This window comes from Arthrobacter sp. Helios (genome assembly GCF_023167125.1).
GTDB classification, from domain to species: domain Bacteria; phylum Actinomycetota; class Actinomycetes; order Actinomycetales; family Micrococcaceae; genus Arthrobacter_B; species Arthrobacter_B luteolus.
This window is the reverse complement of sequence record NZ_CP095402.1, coordinates 746712-765166: the sequence shown is the minus strand read 5'-3', so window position 1 is coordinate 765166 and position 18455 is coordinate 746712. Positions and strand designations below refer to the sequence as shown.

General features: G+C 63.6%; 17 protein-coding genes and 1 tRNA gene. 2 read left to right on the top strand and 16 right to left on the bottom strand.

What is annotated here, in order from left to right; all coding sequences use genetic code 11:
• Window positions 1–4 precede the first annotated feature (4 nt).
• The gene (locus ArtHe_RS03300) at window positions 5–1480 is read left to right on the top strand and encodes a cation acetate symporter (RefSeq protein ID WP_248319654.1); all 1476 of its coding nucleotides are present in this window, start codon (window positions 5–7) and stop codon (window positions 1478–1480) included.
• A gap of 24 nt (window positions 1481–1504) precedes the next feature.
• Here the strand turns inward: ArtHe_RS03300 and ArtHe_RS03295 are convergent, their stop codons facing one another.
• The 6 genes from ArtHe_RS03295 to rpsB form a co-directional block, all read right to left on the bottom strand.
• On the bottom strand, window positions 1505–2089 hold the full coding sequence (locus tag ArtHe_RS03295) for a DivIVA domain-containing protein (protein WP_066302584.1): 585 nt from the start codon (window positions 2087–2089) through the stop codon (window positions 1505–1507).
• Between the two features lie 106 nt (window positions 2090–2195).
• Window positions 2196–3074, bottom strand: a complete 879-nt coding sequence (locus ArtHe_RS03290) for a phosphatidate cytidylyltransferase (RefSeq protein WP_066302583.1) — start codon at window positions 3072–3074, stop codon at window positions 2196–2198.
• Between the two features lie 77 nt (window positions 3075–3151).
• A complete protein-coding gene (frr, locus tag ArtHe_RS03285; RefSeq protein WP_066302582.1) occupies window positions 3152–3709 on the bottom strand; it encodes a ribosome recycling factor in 558 nt (185 codons plus the stop codon).
• Between the two features lie 157 nt (window positions 3710–3866).
• The gene (pyrH, locus tag ArtHe_RS03280) at window positions 3867–4598 is read right to left on the bottom strand and encodes a UMP kinase (protein WP_248318759.1); all 732 of its coding nucleotides are present in this window, start codon (window positions 4596–4598) and stop codon (window positions 3867–3869) included.
• A 156-nt stretch (window positions 4599–4754) separates the two neighbouring features.
• Window positions 4755–5594, bottom strand: a complete 840-nt coding sequence (tsf, locus tag ArtHe_RS03275; RefSeq protein ID WP_066302579.1) for a translation elongation factor Ts — start codon at window positions 5592–5594, stop codon at window positions 4755–4757.
• A 135-nt stretch (window positions 5595–5729) separates the two neighbouring features.
• Window positions 5730–6611 carry a 30S ribosomal protein S2 gene (gene rpsB / locus ArtHe_RS03270; protein ID WP_248318757.1) on the bottom strand — a complete coding sequence of 294 codons (882 nt, stop codon included), beginning with the start codon at window positions 6609–6611 and terminating at the stop codon, window positions 5730–5732.
• A gap of 479 nt (window positions 6612–7090) precedes the next feature.
• Here rpsB and ArtHe_RS03265 point away from each other — a divergent pair, with 479 nt between their 5' ends.
• A complete protein-coding gene (locus ArtHe_RS03265; RefSeq protein ID WP_349238377.1) occupies window positions 7091–7855 on the top strand; it encodes a M23 family metallopeptidase in 765 nt (254 codons plus the stop codon).
• Between the two features lie 27 nt (window positions 7856–7882).
• On the opposite strand, the gene ArtHe_RS03260 is transcribed toward ArtHe_RS03265, so the two are convergent.
• From ArtHe_RS03260 to ArtHe_RS03215, 10 genes are all read right to left on the bottom strand, one after another.
• Window positions 7883–9067, bottom strand: a complete 1185-nt coding sequence (locus ArtHe_RS03260) for an acyl-CoA dehydrogenase family protein (protein ID WP_066302574.1) — start codon at window positions 9065–9067, stop codon at window positions 7883–7885.
• Window positions 9068–9342: 275 nt separating this feature from the next.
• A tRNA-Ile gene (locus tag ArtHe_RS03255) sits at window positions 9343–9416 on the bottom strand.
• A gap of 339 nt (window positions 9417–9755) precedes the next feature.
• A complete protein-coding gene (locus ArtHe_RS03250; RefSeq protein ID WP_248318756.1) occupies window positions 9756–10952 on the bottom strand; it encodes a glycosyltransferase in 1197 nt (398 codons plus the stop codon).
• Window positions 10953–10995: 43 nt separating this feature from the next.
• Window positions 10996–11922 (bottom strand): DMT family transporter, encoded by a 927-nt coding sequence (locus tag ArtHe_RS03245; RefSeq protein ID WP_066302572.1) that lies wholly within the window; start codon window positions 11920–11922, stop codon window positions 10996–10998.
• Window positions 11923–11961: 39 nt separating this feature from the next.
• The gene (locus ArtHe_RS03240; protein WP_248318754.1) at window positions 11962–12594 is read right to left on the bottom strand and encodes a CDP-alcohol phosphatidyltransferase family protein; all 633 of its coding nucleotides are present in this window, start codon (window positions 12592–12594) and stop codon (window positions 11962–11964) included.
• Window positions 12595–12627: 33 nt separating this feature from the next.
• On the bottom strand, window positions 12628–13422 hold the full coding sequence (locus ArtHe_RS03235) for a phage holin family protein (protein ID WP_066302571.1): 795 nt from the start codon (window positions 13420–13422) through the stop codon (window positions 12628–12630).
• Between the two features lie 100 nt (window positions 13423–13522).
• Complete coding sequence (locus tag ArtHe_RS03230) at window positions 13523–14992, bottom strand: sugar porter family MFS transporter (protein ID WP_248318752.1); 1470 nt, start codon at window positions 14990–14992, stop codon at window positions 13523–13525.
• 205 nt (window positions 14993–15197) lie between these two features.
• On the bottom strand, window positions 15198–16367 hold the full coding sequence (locus tag ArtHe_RS03225; protein WP_248318751.1) for an NADP-dependent malic enzyme: 1170 nt from the start codon (window positions 16365–16367) through the stop codon (window positions 15198–15200).
• Window positions 16368–16681: 314 nt separating this feature from the next.
• Window positions 16682–17095, bottom strand: coding sequence for a protein-export chaperone SecB (locus ArtHe_RS03220; protein WP_248318749.1), 414 nt, complete (start codon window positions 17093–17095; stop codon window positions 16682–16684).
• Window positions 17096–17723: 628 nt separating this feature from the next.
• A complete protein-coding gene (locus tag ArtHe_RS03215; RefSeq protein WP_248318748.1) occupies window positions 17724–18083 on the bottom strand; it encodes a type II toxin-antitoxin system RelE/ParE family toxin in 360 nt (119 codons plus the stop codon).
• Between the last annotated feature and the right edge of the window lie 372 nt (window positions 18084–18455).

Below are 18455 nucleotides of genomic sequence, written 5' to 3'. Positions count from 1 at the left end.
GGACGTGAGTGCCGGCGTCGGATACGCTGCCTTGGCCGCCGTGACCGCCGCAACCCTGCTGATCGGTGCCTACGGGCTGCGGATTTCCCGCACCACCAGCGATTTCTACGTCGCGTCCCGGACCGTGAAACCGTGGTGGAACGCCTCAGCGATCGGCGGCGAGTATCTTTCCGCGGCGAGTTTCCTGGGAATCGCCGGCCTGGTGCTGGTCTCCGGGGCCGATGCCCTGTGGTTCCCCATCGGATACACGGCCGGTTACCTGATGCTGCTGCTGTTCGTTGCGGCTCCCCTGCGCCGGTCGGGCGCGTACACGGTCCCGGACTTTGCCCGGGCAAGGCTGGAGTCCCTTCCGGCCCGCAGGGTGACCAGCCTGCTGGTAGTGGCGGTCGGCTGGCTGTACATCGTTCCGCAGCTGCACGGTGCCGCCCTGACCGTCAGCCTGACCACCGGCCTGCCCGGATGGGTTGGGTCCGCGGCGGTGGTCGTGATTGTGTGCCTGAGCGTGCTGAGCGGTGGAATGCGCTCCATCACCTTCGTCCAGGCCTTCCAATACTGGCTCAAGCTGGCGGCCTTGGCGGTGCCTGTCCTCTTTATCCTCTTCCGGCTCGGCGCCGAAGGCACCTCCTGGACCGGCAACGGCGCCGCCTTTGCATCCGGGCTGGATCCGGTCATGGCGGACTCTGTTTACCGCAATGTGTCACTGAGCATCGCGCTGCTTTGCGGGACGCTGGGCCTGCCGCATGTCCTGGTGCGGTTTTATACCAATCCCGACGGCGTCTCCGCCCGGCGCACCACGCTGATTGTGCTTGGACTGCTGTCCGTGTTCTACGTTTTCCCAACCCTCTACGGGATCCTTGGCCGGATCTACCTGCCGGAGCTGGCGGTGGAGGGAAATGCGGATGCCACTGTCCTGCTGCTGCCAGCACAGATTTTTGACGGCGCATTGGGCGACCTGCTGGCAGCCTGCGTGACGGCGGGAGCGTTCGCCGCTTTCCTCTCCACCAGCAGCGGGCTGATTGTGTCCCTCGCGGGGGTGATCAGCCAGGAACTGTTCCGCGGCAGCGTGAGCGGATTCCGCGCCGGAACCCTGCTGGCCGGGGCGGTTCCGCTGGGCCTGGCCCTGCTGACGAACACGCAGGCGCTGGCCGGCAGCGTGGGGATGGTCTTTGCGTTCACGGCGTCCACGCTGTGCCCCCTGCTGCTGCTGGGTATCTGGTGGCGCCGGCTCACGGCGGCCGGCGCGGTGGCGGGGATGCTCACCGGAGCACTGCTCTGCGGCGGGGCCATCGTAGCCGGCGGCGTGCTCTCCCTCTCCGGAGCTGCTGTGCCGGTCTGGCTGGAGCAGCCTGCCGCGTGGACGGTTCCGGCCGCGTTTGCGGTGACCGTGGGAGCCTCGCTGCGGGGCCCGGGCGGGGTGCCGGCGGGAACCGCACGGTTCCTGGCCAGGCTCCATACCCCTGAGCGGCGGGTCAGCCGCTAGCAGCGCCGGTTTTTCGGCCCTGTGTTAGTCGATTGCGGCCATGAGTTCGACGACGCGGTCCAGGAATGCATCCACCTGGGTTTCCTCATAACCTGCGTCGCCCTTGGCTTCGCGGAAGACGGCCCTGCGGACGACGTCGACGCTCAACGGCTTGTCGTGCTCGAAGTAGCCGAGGAGTTCGTTGCACAGCGCATCGACGTCGCGCACGTTGTAACTGTGCGCCCGCTTTTTGGACGGACGGCGGAACCGCTCCCCCGGCTTACGGTGCAGGCGTGCCCGCAGGACGGCTGACGTGCGGCCGATCTGGAGCAGCCAGGCTTCTTCACCCTTTTCCTGAATGAGGCGGTCGCGCTCACGCTGGGAGAAAACATCCTCCAGCCGATCCAGGGCTGCGTCGACTGCCTGTGCTTCGTAGCCGCCCTTGGCGGGGTCGAAGGCCATGGAACGGACGTGAGTGCTGGTAATGACTTTCGCTCCAGGTTTCTCAGAGTTGTAGTAATTCCGGGCCCTGGTCAAGAAATCGTCGACCTGTCGGACGTTGTAGCCGTACTCCCTGCGGCCCACACGCTCAAAGGGGGCACTGGCCTGCCTCACATCGTTCATGGTCAACTAATCCTTTAGTGTCAAGTCTTCTTCCGCCACGGGATGCGGGACCGTCGAAAATATCTTACGTGCAAACCTGCCCGGGACCCGGTAAAGACTCCCCGGCCGGACGCTACATTGCCCCGGGCACCAGCAGGACGGAGAGCAGGAAGACCACCGGAGAAGCGAAAACCACCGAATCCAGGCGGTCCATGGCTCCTCCGTGGCCGGGCAGCAGGTTGGACATATCCTTCACGCCCAGCTCGCGTTTGATCATCGATTCCGAGAAATCCCCGGCCGTCGCCGCCGCAACCGTGGCTACCGCCAGCACCAGGCCGAACCACCACGGCTGGTCCAGGAAAAGCACAGCCGCGAGAATACCCACGATGGTGGCACCCGCAACTGATCCGCCGAACCCTTCCCAGGATTTCTTGGGGCTGATCTTCGGGGCCATCGGATGCTTGCCGGTGAGGGCCCCCACCAGGTATCCGCAGGTGTCATTGGCAACCACCAGCAGCAGCAGGACAGCGACCCTGATCTGCCCTTCCGGTTCACGGAGGAGCAGCAGGGCGAAGCTGAGCAGGAACGGAATCCAGAGGACGACGAACACGCCGGCAAGAATGCTGCGCAGGGCGTCCTGAGCCGTATCGATCGCCCGCCACAACAGGATCGCGATGCCGGTACCAGCCAGCGCAAACGCCAGGGCTTCGGTGCCGCCAAAATAGGCTGCCAGCGGCACGGCCACGGATCCCACCAGCACCGGCACGTGCGGAACCTTGATCCCGCGAACCTCCAGCGCACGGGAGACCTCCCAGACGCCGACGACGGAAAAGGCTGCGGCAATAGCCACGATCGCCAGCGGGCTGAACAGCAGGCCCACCATCAGGGCGCCCAGGAGGACGACGCCGACTGCTATGGCAGCGGGCAGGTTCCGCCCCGCTTTCGAAGGCTTGCGTTCGGCACGCTTGCGGGCAGCGGAGTTACGTGCCCGTCGTCCGTCAGGAACGCTCATATCCGTGCCCTTCGCTGCCGGGCCTGCCTCAGGAGACGGGGAACCGCCAGCCTGGGTTGGAGGCTGGGATTGGCTCATCAGACCTCGAGCAGCTCGGCTTCCTTGCGCTTCAGCAGGTCATCGATGGACTCTGTGTGGGCCTTGGTCAACGCGTCCAGGTCCTTTTCGGCACGCGCGCCGTCGTCTTCGCCGATCTCGCCGTCCTTGACCAGGCGGTCCAGTGAATCCTTGGCCTTGCGGCGGATGTTGCGGACCGAGACCTTGGCGTCTTCGCCCTTGCCGCGGACGATCTTAACGTATTCCTTGCGGCGGTCCTGGGTCAGCTCCGGCATGATGACGCGGATGACCTTGCCGTCGTTGGAGGGGTTCGCACCCACCTCGGAGTCGCTCAAGGCCCGCTCAATGGCGCGCAGCGCGGTCACATCATAGGGGGTGATCAGGAGCGTGCGGGCATCCGGCGTCGCGAACGAAGCCAGCTGCTGCAGCTGCGTCGGGGAGCCGTAGTAGTCCACCAGGACCCGGGAGAACAGCGCCGGATTTGCGCGCCCTGTCCGGATGGTCGAGAAGTCCTCCTTGGCGACCTCCACAGCCTTGTCCATTTTGACGGCCGCCTCTTTCAAGGTCTCTTCGATCACGGTGTCTCCTCAGTGCAGGGAAGGCCAATGCAGGAAAATACCCATGCAGTGGCACGGTTGGGCTCTCTTACCATCCTAACCCGCGCGGCTCCCCGCCTGCGCACCTGCGGCGGTACCGCAGGTGCGCAGGCGGAGAACAGCCGCAGGGCGGGAGGCGCTAGTTGGAGACGACGGTTCCGATCTTTTCACCGCGGATGGCCCGGGTGACGTTGCCTTCGCCTTCCATGCCGAACACCACCATGGACAGGTTGTTGTCCTTGCACATGGTCATCGCCGTCTGATCCATGACCCGGATATCCTGGCGCAGGGCGTCGTCGTACGTCAGCGTTTCCAGCCGGGTGGCCGTGGCGTCCTTGTTCGGATCAGCAGTGTAGACACCGTCCACACCTGACTTCGCCATCAGGACCTCGTCGGCATGGACCTCGAGGGCGCGCTGGGCAGCAACGGTGTCAGTGGAGAAATAAGGCAGACCGGCACCGGCACCGAAGATGACCACGCGGCCCTTCTCCAGGTGGCGGATGGCGCGCCGCGGAATGTAGGCCTCGGCAACCTGGCCCATGGTGATGGCGCTCTGGACGCGGGTTTCCACGCCGGCCTGCTCCAGGAAGTCCTGCAGGGCGAGGCAGTTCATCACCGTGCCGAGCATCCCCATGTAGTCCGCGCGGGAGCGGTCCATGCCGCTGAGGGAGAGCTCAGCTCCCCGGAAGAAGTTGCCTCCGCCCACAACAATTGCGGTTTCGACCTCGCCGACCGTTGCAGCGATCTGCTTGGCGACTCCGCGTACCGTCTCGGGGTCCACGCCTAGCTTGCCGCCGCCGAACACCTCTCCGGAGAGCTTGAGCAGTACGCGGCGGCGCGGGGTTTCGGTTTCATTCAGGGCATGATCCATGGTGCCTCCCGGGGCATCGGCTGAGGATAAGTTTGTCAGCTGTTTTCAAGAATAGTGAGGTGTTTCGGACAGGCAAAAGGGGTGGCCACCTTTCGGTGGCCACCCCCTCTATGCCATCATGGCGCGTCCGCGATGCGTCCGCAGTTGCTTAGGGCCTTAGGCGCCTACGCGGAACCGGGCGAAAGCAACCGGCTTGACGCCGGCTTCGTTCAGGACGGCAGCGACAGTCTTCTTGGCATCCTTGGCGAACGGCTGGTCCAGCAGGACGATCTCCTTGAAGAAACCGGTCAGGCGGCCTTCGACGATCTTCGGCAGCGCGGCTTCCGGCTTGCCTTCGGCGCGTGCGGTTTCATCCGCGATGCGCCGCTCGTTCTCCACGATGTCCGACGGAACTTCGTCCCGGGTCAGGTAGGTCGGAGCGTAGGCAGCGGTGTGGACTGCGACGTCGTGGGCTGCGGTGAAGGCAGCGTCTCCTTCGCCGTCAACAGCGAAGAGCACGCCAACCTGTGCCGGCAGATCCTTGGAGGTCTTGTGCAGGTAAGCGTCAACGGTCTTGCCTTCAACGCGTGCAACGCGGCGGATGACGACCTTCTCGCCCAGGATGGCGCCTTCTTCGACGACGATCTCGGAGAGCGGCTTGCCGTCAACTTCGTAGGCCAGCAGGGTCTCGGCATCGGCAGCGCCGGATTCGATTGCAGCAGCCAGCACGCGGTCTGCCAGTTCAATGAACTTGGCGGACTTGGCGACGAAGTCGGTCTCGCAGTTGAGTTCGATCATCACGCCGGCGGTGCCGTCGATGACCTTGGCAGCAACCAGGCCCTCAGCGGTCGAACGGCCTTCGCGCTTGGTGGCGCCCTTCAGGCCCTTGATGCGGATGAGCTCCATGGCCTTGTCGGCATCGCCGTTGGCCTCGTCGAGAGCTTTCTTCACATCCATCATGCCGGCGCCTGTGCGCTCGCGCAGAGCCTTGATATCAGCAGCGGTGTAGTTCGCCATTTGGACTCCAGTCCTCCCGTAATAAAAGTAATGGTGCTGTTCCGCCGCGCGGCCGGCGGGGAATCCCGGCCAGCCGCGCTGAGCAGATTTCCCAAAGATGGCCGCCTCGCGGCAGCCATCTTTGGGGACTTCGTTTTACTTCTCCGTTGCGTCCTCAGCGGGAGCTTCGGCAGCCGGTGCTTCTGCAGCTTCGGCAGCCGGTGCTTCGGTGGCTTCAGCAGCCGGTGCTTCGGTGGCTTCAGCGGCCGGAGCAGCTGCGCCTTCGAGCAGTTCGCGCTCCCACTCAGCCAGCGGCTCTGCCGGGGCTTCGGTGTTGCCGGCCTTGTTGTGGCGGGCGATCAGGCCCTCCGCAACGGCGTCAGCAATAACGCGGGTCAGCAGGTTGACGGAGCGGATGGCGTCGTCGTTGCCCGGGATCGGGAAGTCGACGTCGTCCGGATCGCAGTTGCTGTCGAGGATGGCAACAACCGGGATGTTCAGCTTCTGGGCCTCGTCAACGGCGAGGTGTTCCTTCTGGGTGTCCACGATCCAGACCACGGACGGAGCCTTGGTCAGGTTGCGGATGCCGCCGAGGTTGGTTTCCAGCTTGGTCAGTTCACGCTTGAGGAGCAGGAGCTCCTTCTTGGTGTGGCCGGAAGCCGCGACGTCGTCGAAGTTGATCTCTTCGAGTTCCTTCATGCGCTGGATGCGCTTGGCGACAGTCTGGAAGTTGGTGAGCATGCCACCGAGCCAGCGCTGGTTGACGTAGGGCTGGCCAACGCGGGTGGCCTGCTCAGCGATGGCTTCCTGGGCCTGCTTCTTGGTACCGACGAACAGTACGGTTCCGCCGTGGGCAACGGTGGCCTTGACGAACTCGTAGGCGCGGTCGATGTAGGACAGCGACTGCTGCAGGTCGATGATGTAGATGCCGTTGCGCTCGGTGAAGATGAAGCGCTTCATCTTCGGGTTCCAGCGGCGGGTCTGGTGGCCAAAGTGGACGCCGCTGTCGAGCAGCTGGCGCATTGTAACGACGGGCATGTCGTCACTCCTTCCGGCAGCCGGCGGCGCTGAGCGCACGCAGGATTTTCTGCCATTGACGGTTGATTGCGAAGCACCCGGCGGGTGCTGCTCCTGGTGCCCATCAGCCGTCGTCCTGTGACAGATGCCGGCGTGCGTCCCTTACCGGTGTTGACCGGACCGCAGGAACGCACCCATATTCCCGTTACCGGGACATGGATAATTGGGGCACGCGTAGTCAGCGTGCGGCGCGTGGATCTGTTCCGTTCTCCATCCGGAAAGGGTTCCGTCAACCGTTTTGAGGCGGTTACCCGGGAAATCCTGACTGGGCAGAGTGAATCAGCACGCAGCAAACTGCTTCGTCAAGTGTACTACAGCAGCGGCCCCGTTCCGTCCCGTTCTCCTCCACAGCCAAGGTGTTCCTGCCTCAGGTTCCCGGCCGGTCCACAAACCGGTTCACAGGCGCCCGACATGCCGGGTGCCGGAGTGGACTGTGCATCATGTCCATTCAGCCCGCTTCCCCTCAGAAACCGGTTCCAGTCTGCCGCTCCTCCCCCGGCGGCGCTGAAGCCATCCCGCACCCCGCGCGGTCCGGCGTGCGCCCTGCGGCCGCTGCTGCACTGCTGGCGGCGGTGCTCGCGGCCCTGCTGGCGCTTCTCGTGGCGCTCACCGTGGATGTCCGGCCGACAGACGCCGCATTACCAGCTGCGCCCGCTGACCGGCTGGCTCCGGCACGCCAATGGGGCTGGCCCCTGGCACCTGCGCCCGCCGTCATCCGCCCGTTTGATAAACCAGGCCAGCGCTGGCTGGCCGGACATCGCGGAGTCGACCTCGCCGCTTCCGCCGGCGATGCCGTCCGCAGCCCCGCTGACGGCACGGTCCGGTTCACCGGGTATGTGGTGGACCGCCAGGTGCTCACAGTCGACCACGGCGACGGGACGGTGAGCAGTTTCGAACCTGTTACGGCCACCGTGTCCGTGGGGGAACCGGTGACCGCCGGCCAGAGCATTGGAGTGGTGGACGTCCGCGGAAGCCTGCCCGGCGGCGCCGCTGACGGGGTTTTCACTGACGGGATTGTCACTGACGGAGTTCTCGCTGACGGGAAGGCACCGGAAAGCAGGCAGCCGCACTGCCCCCGCAGTTGCCTGCATTGGGGAGTGCGGCTGGACGGGGAGTATGTGGATCCCCTGCGCTATCTCATGGACCGCCGGCCGAGCGTTCTGCTCCCGCCGTCCGGTGGACGGGGAAGCCCGGCCCGGCCCTAATCACCGGAGGCCGGACCGGATAGCCGGCTAGACGAATGCGGCGATGCCGGTGATCGCCCGGCCGGTGACCAGGGTATTGATCTCGTAGGTTCCCTCGTAGGAGTAGATCGCTTCGGCGTCGGAGAAAATCTTCGCCATCCCGTAGTCCGTCACAATTCCGTTGCCGCCGAGGATGCTGCGCCCCAAGGCAACCGACTCACGCATGCGGGCCGTGGTGAAGGCCTTCGCCAGTGCGGACTGCTCATCCTTGGCACGGCCCTCATCCTCGAGCTGGGCCAGGCGGACCATCATGCCCATCGAGCTGACCGTGTTGCCGAGAATCTGCACCAGCTGCTCCTGCACCAGCTGGAAGGAAGCCAACGGTTTGCCGAACTGCTCCCGCTCCACCGCATAACGGCGGGCAACGTCAAACGCTGCCATCTGCTGGCCGACGGCCTGCCAGGCAACGGCAAGCCGGGTCACTTTGAGAACCTTGTTGGTATCCCGGAAGCTGTTGGCCCCCTTGAGGTGGAAGTCATCGCTCACGACGACGTTGTCCAGCACAATGTCAGCGTTCTGCACAGTCCGCAGCGCGATCTTGTTTTCGATCTTGGTGGCCGAGTAGCCCTCGGTCCGGGTATCCACGAGGAAACCCTTCACCTGGTTGTCCGCTTCGTCGCGGGCATAAATGACCACCCAGTCGGAGAACGTGGCGTTCCCGATCCAGCGCTTGGCTCCGTTGAGGATCCAGTTTCCGCCCTCGCGCCGTGCAGTGGTGCGGGTTCCACCGGCTACATCCGAACCACCCAGGGGTTCGGTGAGCCCAAAGGCGCCGATCTTTTTCAGCGAGTAGATATCCGGAAGCCAGGCTTCCTTCTGCTCGTCGGAGGCCAGCGCTTCGATCGACCCGGTGAAAAGGCCGTCATGCACGCCCATGAACGTGGCAAAGGAAGTGTCGGCGCGGGTGAACTCGGCGTGGCAGAGGCCGGCGAAAAGATTCGAATAGCCCTGCCGGTAAACCGGGGAGACGACGTCGAGTTCGGCCAGCTTGGGAATCATGTGCATCGGGAATTCCCCCGCGTTCCACCAGTCGTTGGCGTGGGGCTTCACCTCAGCCGTAAGCCAGGAACGGACCTCATGCAGGCGGTCCCGCTCCTTATCGCTGAGCAGGTCCTCGAATGCGTAGAAGTCACCGTCCGGGTACGGGAGGTTATCAACGTCGATAGTTGCCATGAGATGTCCTTCGCTGATCCTGGGGTCATCCGGACAGTCAAGCCGGCTGCCCTTATGTTACCCACGAGTAACATCGAAGCACAATCCCCCACTCCACGCGGCCGCCCACCCCTGCAGGGCCCGGGCCAGTGCGCCTGCGGATCACAAAAAAACACCCCGGACCGAAGACCGGGGTGTTCCTGTTGCCGCGGCTCAGCGGACTTTGTGCAGACTTAAAAGGAAAACCGGGGACCCTCGGAGGCTTCCAAAACCTCCAAGAATCCCCGGAAACACGGTAGGGCTGGTGGGGCTTGAACCCACGACCCACGGATTATGAGTCCGCTGCTCTGACCGGCTGAGCTACAGCCCCGTGTGAACCCGCCGTATCCGGCAGGCAGTATAGACATCCTAAGGTGCAGCGGGCCCGGCAGCCGAATTTCCCGGACGGGCCTGGGCATACCAGACCCGGGTGCGCTCCAGGAGGGACTCCCGCCGGCATCGTTCGGCGAGTTTCTGCTGGGTTCGCAGCGCCCGGCGAGTCTCTGGTGCCCCCTCCGTTGTGGGACTTCCCTGCCAGTCTGGGACTCCCCTGCCAGTCGGGAACTCCCCTGCCGCGGTGCCACGGCAGAGAAGTTCCAGACTCGAAGGATTGTCCCAAAACAGGGCAAGTCCACGGACCGGCCGGGACTTAGTTCATCCGGGCAGAGACTTAGGGAATCCCGGCCACGCTGCTTGCGCCGCGGTAGAGGTCCTCGAAGGTGGACAGGGTGCCTTCCAGGCTGTGCGGCTCAACCATGGCGCGGCTGTGCCGGCCCATGGCGGCGCGCTTCTCAGCGGGCAGCGTCAGGATTTCGGTAATCCGCTGGGCCAGCTCGGAGCTGTCGCCGGGCTGGAACAGGTAGCCGTTGCGGCCGTGGTCCACCAGATGCGGCAGCGCCATGGCATCGGCCAGGAGAACCGGTGTCGAGGCGGACATGGCTTCGAGGGTGACGAGGGACTGCAGTTCGGCGGTGCCCGGCATGCAGAACAGGTCTGCGCGCAGGTAGGCCAGGCGGAGTTCGGCGTCATCCACCAGCCCGCGGAACACCACCCGGTCCTGGAGGCCAAGCCGGGCAGCCTGGGCCACCAATGCGGACTTCACCTCGCCCCCGCCCACGATTTCCACGTGCACATTGAGCTCCCGCGGAGTCTTCGCCACTGCGTCGATGATGACATCCACGTGTTTTTCCTCGGCGAGCCGGCCGACGAACAGCACGGTGGGGTGATCCGGGCGCTGGATCTCCTCCCCGGGCAGGGTTTCGTAAGCCGAGGCATCAATGCCGTTGGACAGCGGCAGCACGTCCGGCAGGGATGCGTACTCCGTCATGGCCTTCGCCGCCAGCGGAGTCGGAGTGGTAACGACGGCGGCACTGCCCATGACCCGGCCCATGTCCCGCCACGAGTTCCGGGCGACGATCCGTTTGAACCATTTGGGGAAGGGCAGGAACGGGTCCAGGTTCTCCGGCATGAAGTGGTTGGTCGCGACTACACGGATCCCGCGCTTGCGGGCTTCGTAGAGGGTGTATTCGCCCACCATGTAGTGGCACTGGATGTGTACAACGTCCGGCTTGACCCGGTCCAGCAGCATCGAGATGTGCTTCCTGATTTCCCACGGCAGGCAGATCCGCCAGTATTCGTGGGTGGGTACTCCGTGGGAACGGAGGCGGTGCACGGTCCATGGACCGTCCGTTTCCGAATGGGCCGGGCCGCTGCCGGGGCTGGGTGCCAGCACATGGACGTTGTGTCCCCTGCCGTGCATTCCCTGGGCCAGGCGGAAACCGAACTGGGCTGCCCCGTTCAGGTGGGGCGGATAAGTGTCACAGGCGATCAGGATGGTCAGCGGTTTATCTGCCGGTTCCTCGGTCACGGGGAAGTCCTCTTTTGGAGTTTCGATGGTCAGGTCGGGTGCGTCAGGGCTTGCGGGCAGCCTTGGACGCCGCTGGCTTCTGCCGCCGCCTCTGGTTCGCCCGGCGCTTAATGACATCCGGGTGGTATCTGGACAGGGCGAACACCCCAACAATAGCAATCAGGGCGCAGACTCCCATCGCAACACCCAGGACTGCCGGGACATCGGGGCGAAGTTCATTCAGTACGCCGATCCCGATGGCGATGCCGACCATCGGATCAATGACCGTCAGTCCGGCTATGACCAGGTCCGGCGGGCCGCTGGAATAGGCACTCTGCACGAACCAGGCCCCGAGCCCGCCCGCGACAGCGATACCGACCAGCGTGTACCAGGGGACGTTGAGCAGGAAGCGTCCATTGGGATCCAGGAGGTCGGCCGCAATGGTTTTGGTCAATACCGCGACGAAGCCAAAGAGGATACCTGCCCCCATGATGTGGGCAATGGCACCCAGCCGTTTGCCGAAAAGCAGGTTGAGCAGACCGAAGAATGCCACGACGACGGCGAGGATCAGCACGATGGTGATCTCCTGGCGCGGCTCAATAGTCTGCTCTGTCTGGGTGGCCCCCACTGCCAGCAGCACAAACAGCATGCTGCCCGCCACGCAGGCCACGATCGACACCACGGTGATCCGGTTCAGCCGGAGGCCCTGATCCCGTGAGTTCACGATGGTGGTGATGACCAGGGCCAGCGAGCCAATCGGCTGGACGACGGTAAGGGGTGCCAGGGCAAGGGCCACAACATTCAGGGCAGTTCCAGTGGCCAGAAGCAGCAGGCCAAAGAGCCAGCGCGGGTTGCGCAGCAGGCGCAGGATCCCGGAGGAGTTCAGGTTCAGTCCGCCGGTGTCAGCGCTGACGGCACTGCCCTGACGCTGCGCCCCGAAGGCCAGGAAGACGGCACTGGCCAGGGCGCAGGCAATCGCGATTCCGGTCATGGCTGGAAGCCGTCCGGCCCGGCTGCAGCCCGGCGGTCGTCAGGAACCATGGGGTGACCCTTCAGGGACCGAAGCCTGGCGCCGGTATTTCCGCCAGGACTGCACCATGTACCCGCCGAAGGCCAGCAGGTGTCCCAGGCAGCCGAGCAGCAGCACGGTGTTGCCGGCGGCACCAAGCCAGCCGTAGTCGAAACCCGGGACCCGCTGCAGCAGGAGCAGCGGCGCCCCGAGCAGCAGCAGAGCGGTCCGGATCTTGCCAATATTGCTCACCGGCAGGTTGGGGCTGCCCCGGAAGAGGAGCAGCGAATTGACGATGAGGATGGCATCCGGAATGACGATCGACCACACGAGCCACGCGGGGGCGATCCCATCCACGACAAAAACGACAGCGACGATGATCAGTGCCAGCCGGTCCGCAACGGGGTCAAGCCACTTGCCTGTTGTGGAGACCTGGTCCAGGCGCCGGGCCAGGTAACCGTCTACCCAGTCGGTGCACCCGATGATCACCAGCGTCAAAAAAGCCGGGCCGTAACTGTCCCGGGCAATGAGCCAGACAAAAAGCGGGACTCCGAGGAACCGGAGGACCGTGATCATGTTCGGGATGGTCCAGAAGGTATCCAGGACCCGCTCCCCCCGGCCCGGACGAGAACCGGCGCCGATGAGTCTGATCACTATCCGGCTCCCTTTGCCTTTCTGTCCACGGTGTTATTTGCGCAAAAGCCTGCGCAGGAGAATGCCCATGGCCAGGAGCGAAGCACCCAGTACGGCGAGCGGCTGCTTCCGTTCCCGGAGCATCGCACCGACTTCGTCCGCGGTTCCGGAAGCCTCGCCCCCGGAACCTGCAGTACCGGAACGGCGGGCAGCAGCCCGCCGGGCCTTGAGGTCCGACATCTGCTTCTTGACATCGGCTTTTTCGCCGAGGCCGTCGCGGACCGCGGCAATGTGCTCGCGGCGCTGGCGAAGCCGGATCCGCAGTTCCTCAGGCGTCGGCTTGCGGACGGCGTCCTCCGGCTTCTCCTGCTTGTCCTTGCCTTCGTCCTTCGCCTTGGGCGGCTTCGGCACGTCCAGGGTGGCCGGGTCGAAGCTGCGGCCTTCCTTGAGGACTCCAAGGTCGTACCGGACTCCGCGAAGGGCGTCCTCCGGCAGCAGTGGCATGGTCTTCTTGAAACGCGAGATTCCGATGAGGGCAGCGATGCCGGCGATCACCAGGAACAGCGCGGCCACGAGCAGGGCCGCCAGCCAGGCAGGCATCACTGTCGCCAGCCCGAGAATTGCGGCGGCAATCAAAGCAACGCCGAGGGCGGCGAGGAACAGGAGGGCGACCACAAGGAGGCCGGCTGCAATGCCTGCCTTGATGCCCTTCTGCTTCATCTCTGCCAGCGCCAGGGACAGTTCGTCACTGATCTGCCGCGGCAGCAGGCGCGCCATGACCTTGGACAGGCCGACGATGGAGGAGCTCCCGTTGGCCCGCTGGGTCCTGGTGCTTGCGGAGCTGTTCATCGGCCCTGCTTCCGTCTGCTGGTTAGTCGTTGCCATTACCCAAAATTACCATTCTCCTCAGATTTCACGACTTAGTCCCTTTTACCGTCTGCCCCAACAGTCACAAATTGTCCCGGTCCGCTTCCAATTCACGGCCCGACAGCTCAGGCAGTTTCGTCTTGACGAACCAGAAGGACACGACGGCGAAGATGGTAAAGATCGCGTACATGATCCACAATCCGAAGTTTTCGCTCACCCAGGGGAAGGAGAGCGTCACGATGAAATTGAACACCCAGTTCACCATGGTGCTCAGTCCCAGTGCCAGTGACCGGATTTTATTCGGGAAGATCTCACCAAGCGTCACCCACATCACCGGTCCCCAAGTGGCGGCAAAGAAGACCACGAACAGGTTCGCACCAACCAGCGCGATGGCTCCCCACGGCTGCGGAAGCAGAATTTCCCCGCTGCTGTCGTCCGCCTGGAAGAAGGAGATGGTGGCTGCCAGCAGGCCGATAAACATACCCACGGAGCCGATCATCAGCAGTTTCCGCCGGCCGACCCGGTCAACGAAGGCAATGGCGACGATGGTCATCAGCACGTTGACCACCGAGGTGATCACCGACGTCGTAAAGGAGTCGGACTCGCTGAATCCGACTGACTGCCACAGGGTGGTCGAGTAATAGAAAATCGCATTAATGCCCACCAGCTGCTGAAGCGCGGCGATGGCCATACCGACCCAGAGGATAGGTTTCAAGCCGAACATGCTGCCGCGCAGATCCGCGTAGGTTGCCCGTTCTTCGTGCTCGAAACTGTCCCGGATCTCGGTGATCTTCCGGTCCGTATCCTGCACTCCGGTGATGTCCCGGAGCACCCGGGCAGCTTCATCATCGCGGTTCTTCCGCACCAGATACTGCGGAGACTCGGGAATCGTCAGTGCGAGGATGCCGTAGACAATGGCCGGGAAAACTCCGACCAGGAGCATCCACCGCCAAGCGGCCATTCCCCACCAGAGTTCGTTGAACGCGCTTCCGGCGGTGTTGGCCAGGAAGGCATCGGAGAGCAGGGCCGCAAATATGCCCAGGGTGATGGCCAGCTGCTGAATGGAGCCGAGCGCGCCACGCCATTTTGCGGGTGCCACTTCGGCGATGTAGCCCGGAGCGATGACCGAGGCGGTACCGATGGCCAGGCCGCCGATCAGGCGCCACAGCATCAGGTCCCAGACGCTGAATGCCCAGGCGGAACCCACGGAGTTCAGTGCGAAGAGGATGGCAGCCGTGACCATCACGGTCTTCCGTCCGAGCCGGTCCGCCAGCTGGCCCGCGAACCAGGCACCAATGGCACAGCCAAGCAGGGTAATGGCTACGGTAAAGCCCAGAACGCCTGCACTGAGGTCGAATTCGCTCCCAATGGCATCGACTGCACCGTTGATGACGGCGGTATCGAAACCGAACAGCAAACCGCCGACGGCGGCGGCAACAGTTACGCCTATGACTTTGGCGGGGTGCGAAATATGCCCCGCGCCTTCCTGGCTAGGCCCTGTCTGACTGGCACCCATCGGTTCCTCGGCTTTCGTCGTGCTGGGAATAACCAATAAAGCCTACTTCAACAGTAAGCATGCTTTGTGGTGCTGGGAACGGCGGGCTCTCGAATCGGGCAGCGGCGGCAGCGTCAGCCTGAGCCCCGGCCTCAGGGGTATGCCTCAGCGGGATGAGGGAGATGACCCAGCAGCTGGCTCCGGGAACGGGAAAGCGCTCCGGGCCGCGGCCCGGAGCGCTTGGTGGCGCTGGGTCCGTGGGTTACGCCGTGCCGGTGCCGGCCGCCGCGCCCACAGCGGCTGCCACGGCGGGCGCCACCCGGGGGTCCAGCGGGCTGGGGACAACATGGTCAGCGGCCAGGTCATCACCGACCAGGTCGGCGATGGCCCGGGCCGCGGCAACCTTCATGGCGGGTGTGATCCGGCGGGCGCCGCTGTCCAGCGCACCGCGGAAAATCCCGGGGAAGGCCAGCACGTTGTTGATCTGGTTTGGGAAGTCGCTCCGGCCGGTGGCGACCACCGCCGCATAGCGTGCCGCGATATCCGGGTGGACTTCCGGATCCGGGTTGGACAGGGCGAAGATGACCGCGTCCGGTGCCATGTCCGCGAGGACGCTCTCGGGCACGGTCCCTGAGGAAACGCCCACGAAAACGTCTGCTCCGGCCATCGCCTCGGCAACGCCGCCTTCCAGGTTCCGCGGGTTGGTCCGGCCGGCGAGGTCCGCCTTCACACCCTCCAGGCTTCGGCCGGCGGAGAGAATGCCGCGGGAATCCAGGACAACGACGTCGTTGATTCCGGCTTCCAGCAGAATATTGGCGCAGGCAACACCCGCAGCGCCGGCACCGGAAACGACCACGCGGAGACCGGCGAGTTCCTTCCCGGTGACCCGGACGGCGTTGGTCAGGGCGGCCAGCACCACAATGGCCGTGCCGTGCTGGTCATCGTGCATCACGGGGCAGTCCAGGGCCTCGATCAGCCGTTCCTCCAGCTCGAAGCAGCGGGGGGCGGAAATGTCTTCCAGGTTCACGGCCCCGAAACTGGGGCGGAGCCGGACCAGCGTCTCAATGATTTCGTCCACATCAGTGGTCTCCAGGACCAGCGGAATCGAGTTCAGGCCACCGAAGGTCTTGAACAGCGCCGATTTGCCTTCCATGACCGGAAGCGAGGCCGCGGCACCGATGTTTCCCAGCCCGAGGACGGCCGTGCCGTCGCTGACCACCGCAACCAGGCGCGAGGCCCAGGTGTGAGTTCCGGCCAAAGCCGGATCGGCGGCGATCGCACGGCTGACCTGCGCGACGCCGGGTGTGTAGGCGATGGAGAGCGCGCGGGCGGAATCCAGCGGCATTGTGGTTTCAACCGAGAGCTTCCCGCCTTCATGGGCGGCGAAGATATCCCCGGTGCTGATGGTGGTGGAGGTGGCTGTGGACGGCATGGTTCTACTCCTGATGAAGGTCCGGAAAGGTCCGCGTGGCGGGACCGGCTGGATCAGCGGCCGCAGAAGCGCGGGAAGGCCGGAACAGTAGGGTTCCGGGGCGGGCATCAGGATAGGTTCGCCCTTGCTGCGTCCGGCTCCGGATATTGGTGTGTCCAGGACCCAGTGATGCAGCAGAGTCCCCAGTGTAGCGGCGCGGCAGGCATCTCTTGCAAAACCACTACATCAGGGAGACTTGTTCTCGCTGGAGCGAGAACAAGGAAAAAACAAACGCTAGAACCTCAGGTCAGAGGTGACTATCCAGAAAACGAAAGTCAGTCACCTTCAGCATCCGACGCAGGAGAAACTCTATATACACCCAGAGTAAGAGGAGGAAGCCCTAGGCGGCCGGTCACATCTTGCACGTACTCCCTAGCATAGGGATAGAGAGAGAAGATGCCTGTCGTCCCCGCAAAACTATCCAACTCATCGGGCTCGTAGGTTGCATCCGCAGGAGTATCGAACAGGGCCACGAGAGTGAACGAAAGGCTCGCGATTTTGCGTGTTTCTGTCTCAGCATCGTCCACGTCTATGCCGGAGGCCTGCTCCATATCCAATGAAAAGTCCGCCGAGACAACTAGGGCGTGGCTATCCGGACTAAAATGGGCGGTCGGCTGAACATCCAGATCGTAGTTTAGCGGGCGATCTGCAGAGGGGAACCCTAAGTGCTCTGCCTCTGCCTTGACCATTCTGACGTCCAAAAGCTCAGCGCCTCCGGCAACCCGGGCAGCGAGTTCCCGGAGTTCAGATTGAATCGGAACCAATGTTAAGCCGCCTTAGCATAATTAGATCGGCGCCCCGCAGTTCCGCACTCCGCGTACGTGGCAAAGTATCCAGTTGCGAGGAACTCACTCCGGGTCGTGCTGACGCTGATCCGCGCGGTGTCGCGAGTCGTTTCACAGCCCGGTCGGGCCACTACCAGGTCTTCAACAACGATTCGAATCCGGGCGTCGACAGCACGCGCGTAGCGCTGAACAGTTGACAACTGAGGATCAGTTCGTCCCGACTCGAAGTCTGAAACTGCCGATTGAGTCGTCTCCATGAGACGCGCTACCTCTTTCTGCGTTTTACCAGCGGTTCTCCTACTCCCAGCAAGGGCTTCGAGCAGGTCGTATCGCTGTTCAGCATCCTTCGCAGCCTCGGCAACAGATGGATCGCTCAGAAGTTCATCGAAGTCAATGGGTCGGTCCGCTGAGTGATTTGAACGGGAAGTCACAAAAACTCCTAAGTACTCGAGATATCGGCTCACGCCGATATTGCAACACTAGCGCACGTCCAGTTAAAAACAAGAGTTCCAAGGCAGGATCGTCAGCGAGCTCACTGCAACTCGTGAACACGCTGCCATCGTGCGCGGCGTTTTTTGGCGAGCTCCTTGGCCCGTAGCGGCAGCTTCTGCTGATTCTTGTAGAAGACGTGCAGGACGATGCAATGGACTGGCGAATCATGGAAAAAGAGGATGCGGAACGGATCCGTGCCCACTTGAACGCGCAGCTCGAACAGATTATTTTCGATGCGCTTGAGCATCCCGCCCCGATCATCGCCTTGGGCATAGCGCTTCATGGCGGCAATGAGCGCACCCTGCCCGTGCTTCGGAAGCTTCTGGAATTCTTGTTTGGTAACGGGCTCGTCGTCGCGGGGGCTGTACCATCGCCACTGCCGGCGGATCGACTCTTCCATATTCCCTTCCAGACTTTGCTCTGTCCCAAACTTACAGGACGGTACGCAAGGACACTTGTAAGGCCGCACGCGGTGAGTCTCGACACAAGAGGGGGCCAGCGGATTCCCAGAACTAGACTCGGGTCTTTGCTTTAGCAGCTCACGAGGGCCGTTTCCGTTGGCGCCCCATCGAGCGATGCAGGGGAGATCAAAGGTTCTGCCCTTTCATCCCTCAACCCTTGCAGTTCTTGACTGCTACCAAACCCAAGAAGTCATCGCTGCAGATCCTTGATCGGACACAAGGCACTAGGGTGCGTCACAAGCCGAGGGACTCCAGGCTTGGCCGTGGAAAAAGAAAACCCCCGAGCAGGCACACGGCCTTCGGGGGTTTTC

Coding starts and splice junctions, on each gene's coding strand:
- pyrH (WP_248318759.1), bottom strand. CDS start 4,598: ATGGATCATGCCCTGAATGAAACCGAAACCCCGCGCCGCCGCGTACTG.
- ArtHe_RS03215 (WP_248318748.1), bottom strand. CDS start 18,083: ATGGAAGAGTCGATCCGCCGGCAGTGGCGATGGTACAGCCCCCGCGAC.
- ArtHe_RS03220 (WP_248318749.1), bottom strand. CDS start 17,095: ATGGTCAAGGCAGAGGCAGAGCACTTAGGGTTCCCCTCTGCAGATCGC.
- ArtHe_RS03290 (WP_066302583.1), bottom strand. CDS start 3,074: ATGAGCGTTCCTGACGGACGACGGGCACGTAACTCCGCTGCCCGCAAG.
- tsf (WP_066302579.1), bottom strand. CDS start 5,594: ATGGCGAACTACACCGCTGCTGATATCAAGGCTCTGCGCGAGCGCACA.
- ArtHe_RS03225 (WP_248318751.1), bottom strand. CDS start 16,367: ATGCCGTCCACAGCCACCTCCACCACCATCAGCACCGGGGATATCTTC.
- ArtHe_RS03235 (WP_066302571.1), bottom strand. CDS start 13,422: ATGAACAGCTCCGCAAGCACCAGGACCCAGCGGGCCAACGGGAGCTCC.
- ArtHe_RS03260 (WP_066302574.1), bottom strand. CDS start 9,067: ATGGCAACTATCGACGTTGATAACCTCCCGTACCCGGACGGTGACTTC.
- rpsB (WP_248318757.1), bottom strand. CDS start 6,611: ATGCCCGTCGTTACAATGCGCCAGCTGCTCGACAGCGGCGTCCACTTT.
- ArtHe_RS03265 (WP_349238377.1), top strand. CDS start 7,091: ATGTCCATTCAGCCCGCTTCCCCTCAGAAACCGGTTCCAGTCTGCCGC.
- ArtHe_RS03245 (WP_066302572.1), bottom strand. CDS start 11,922: ATGACCGGAATCGCGATTGCCTGCGCCCTGGCCAGTGCCGTCTTCCTG.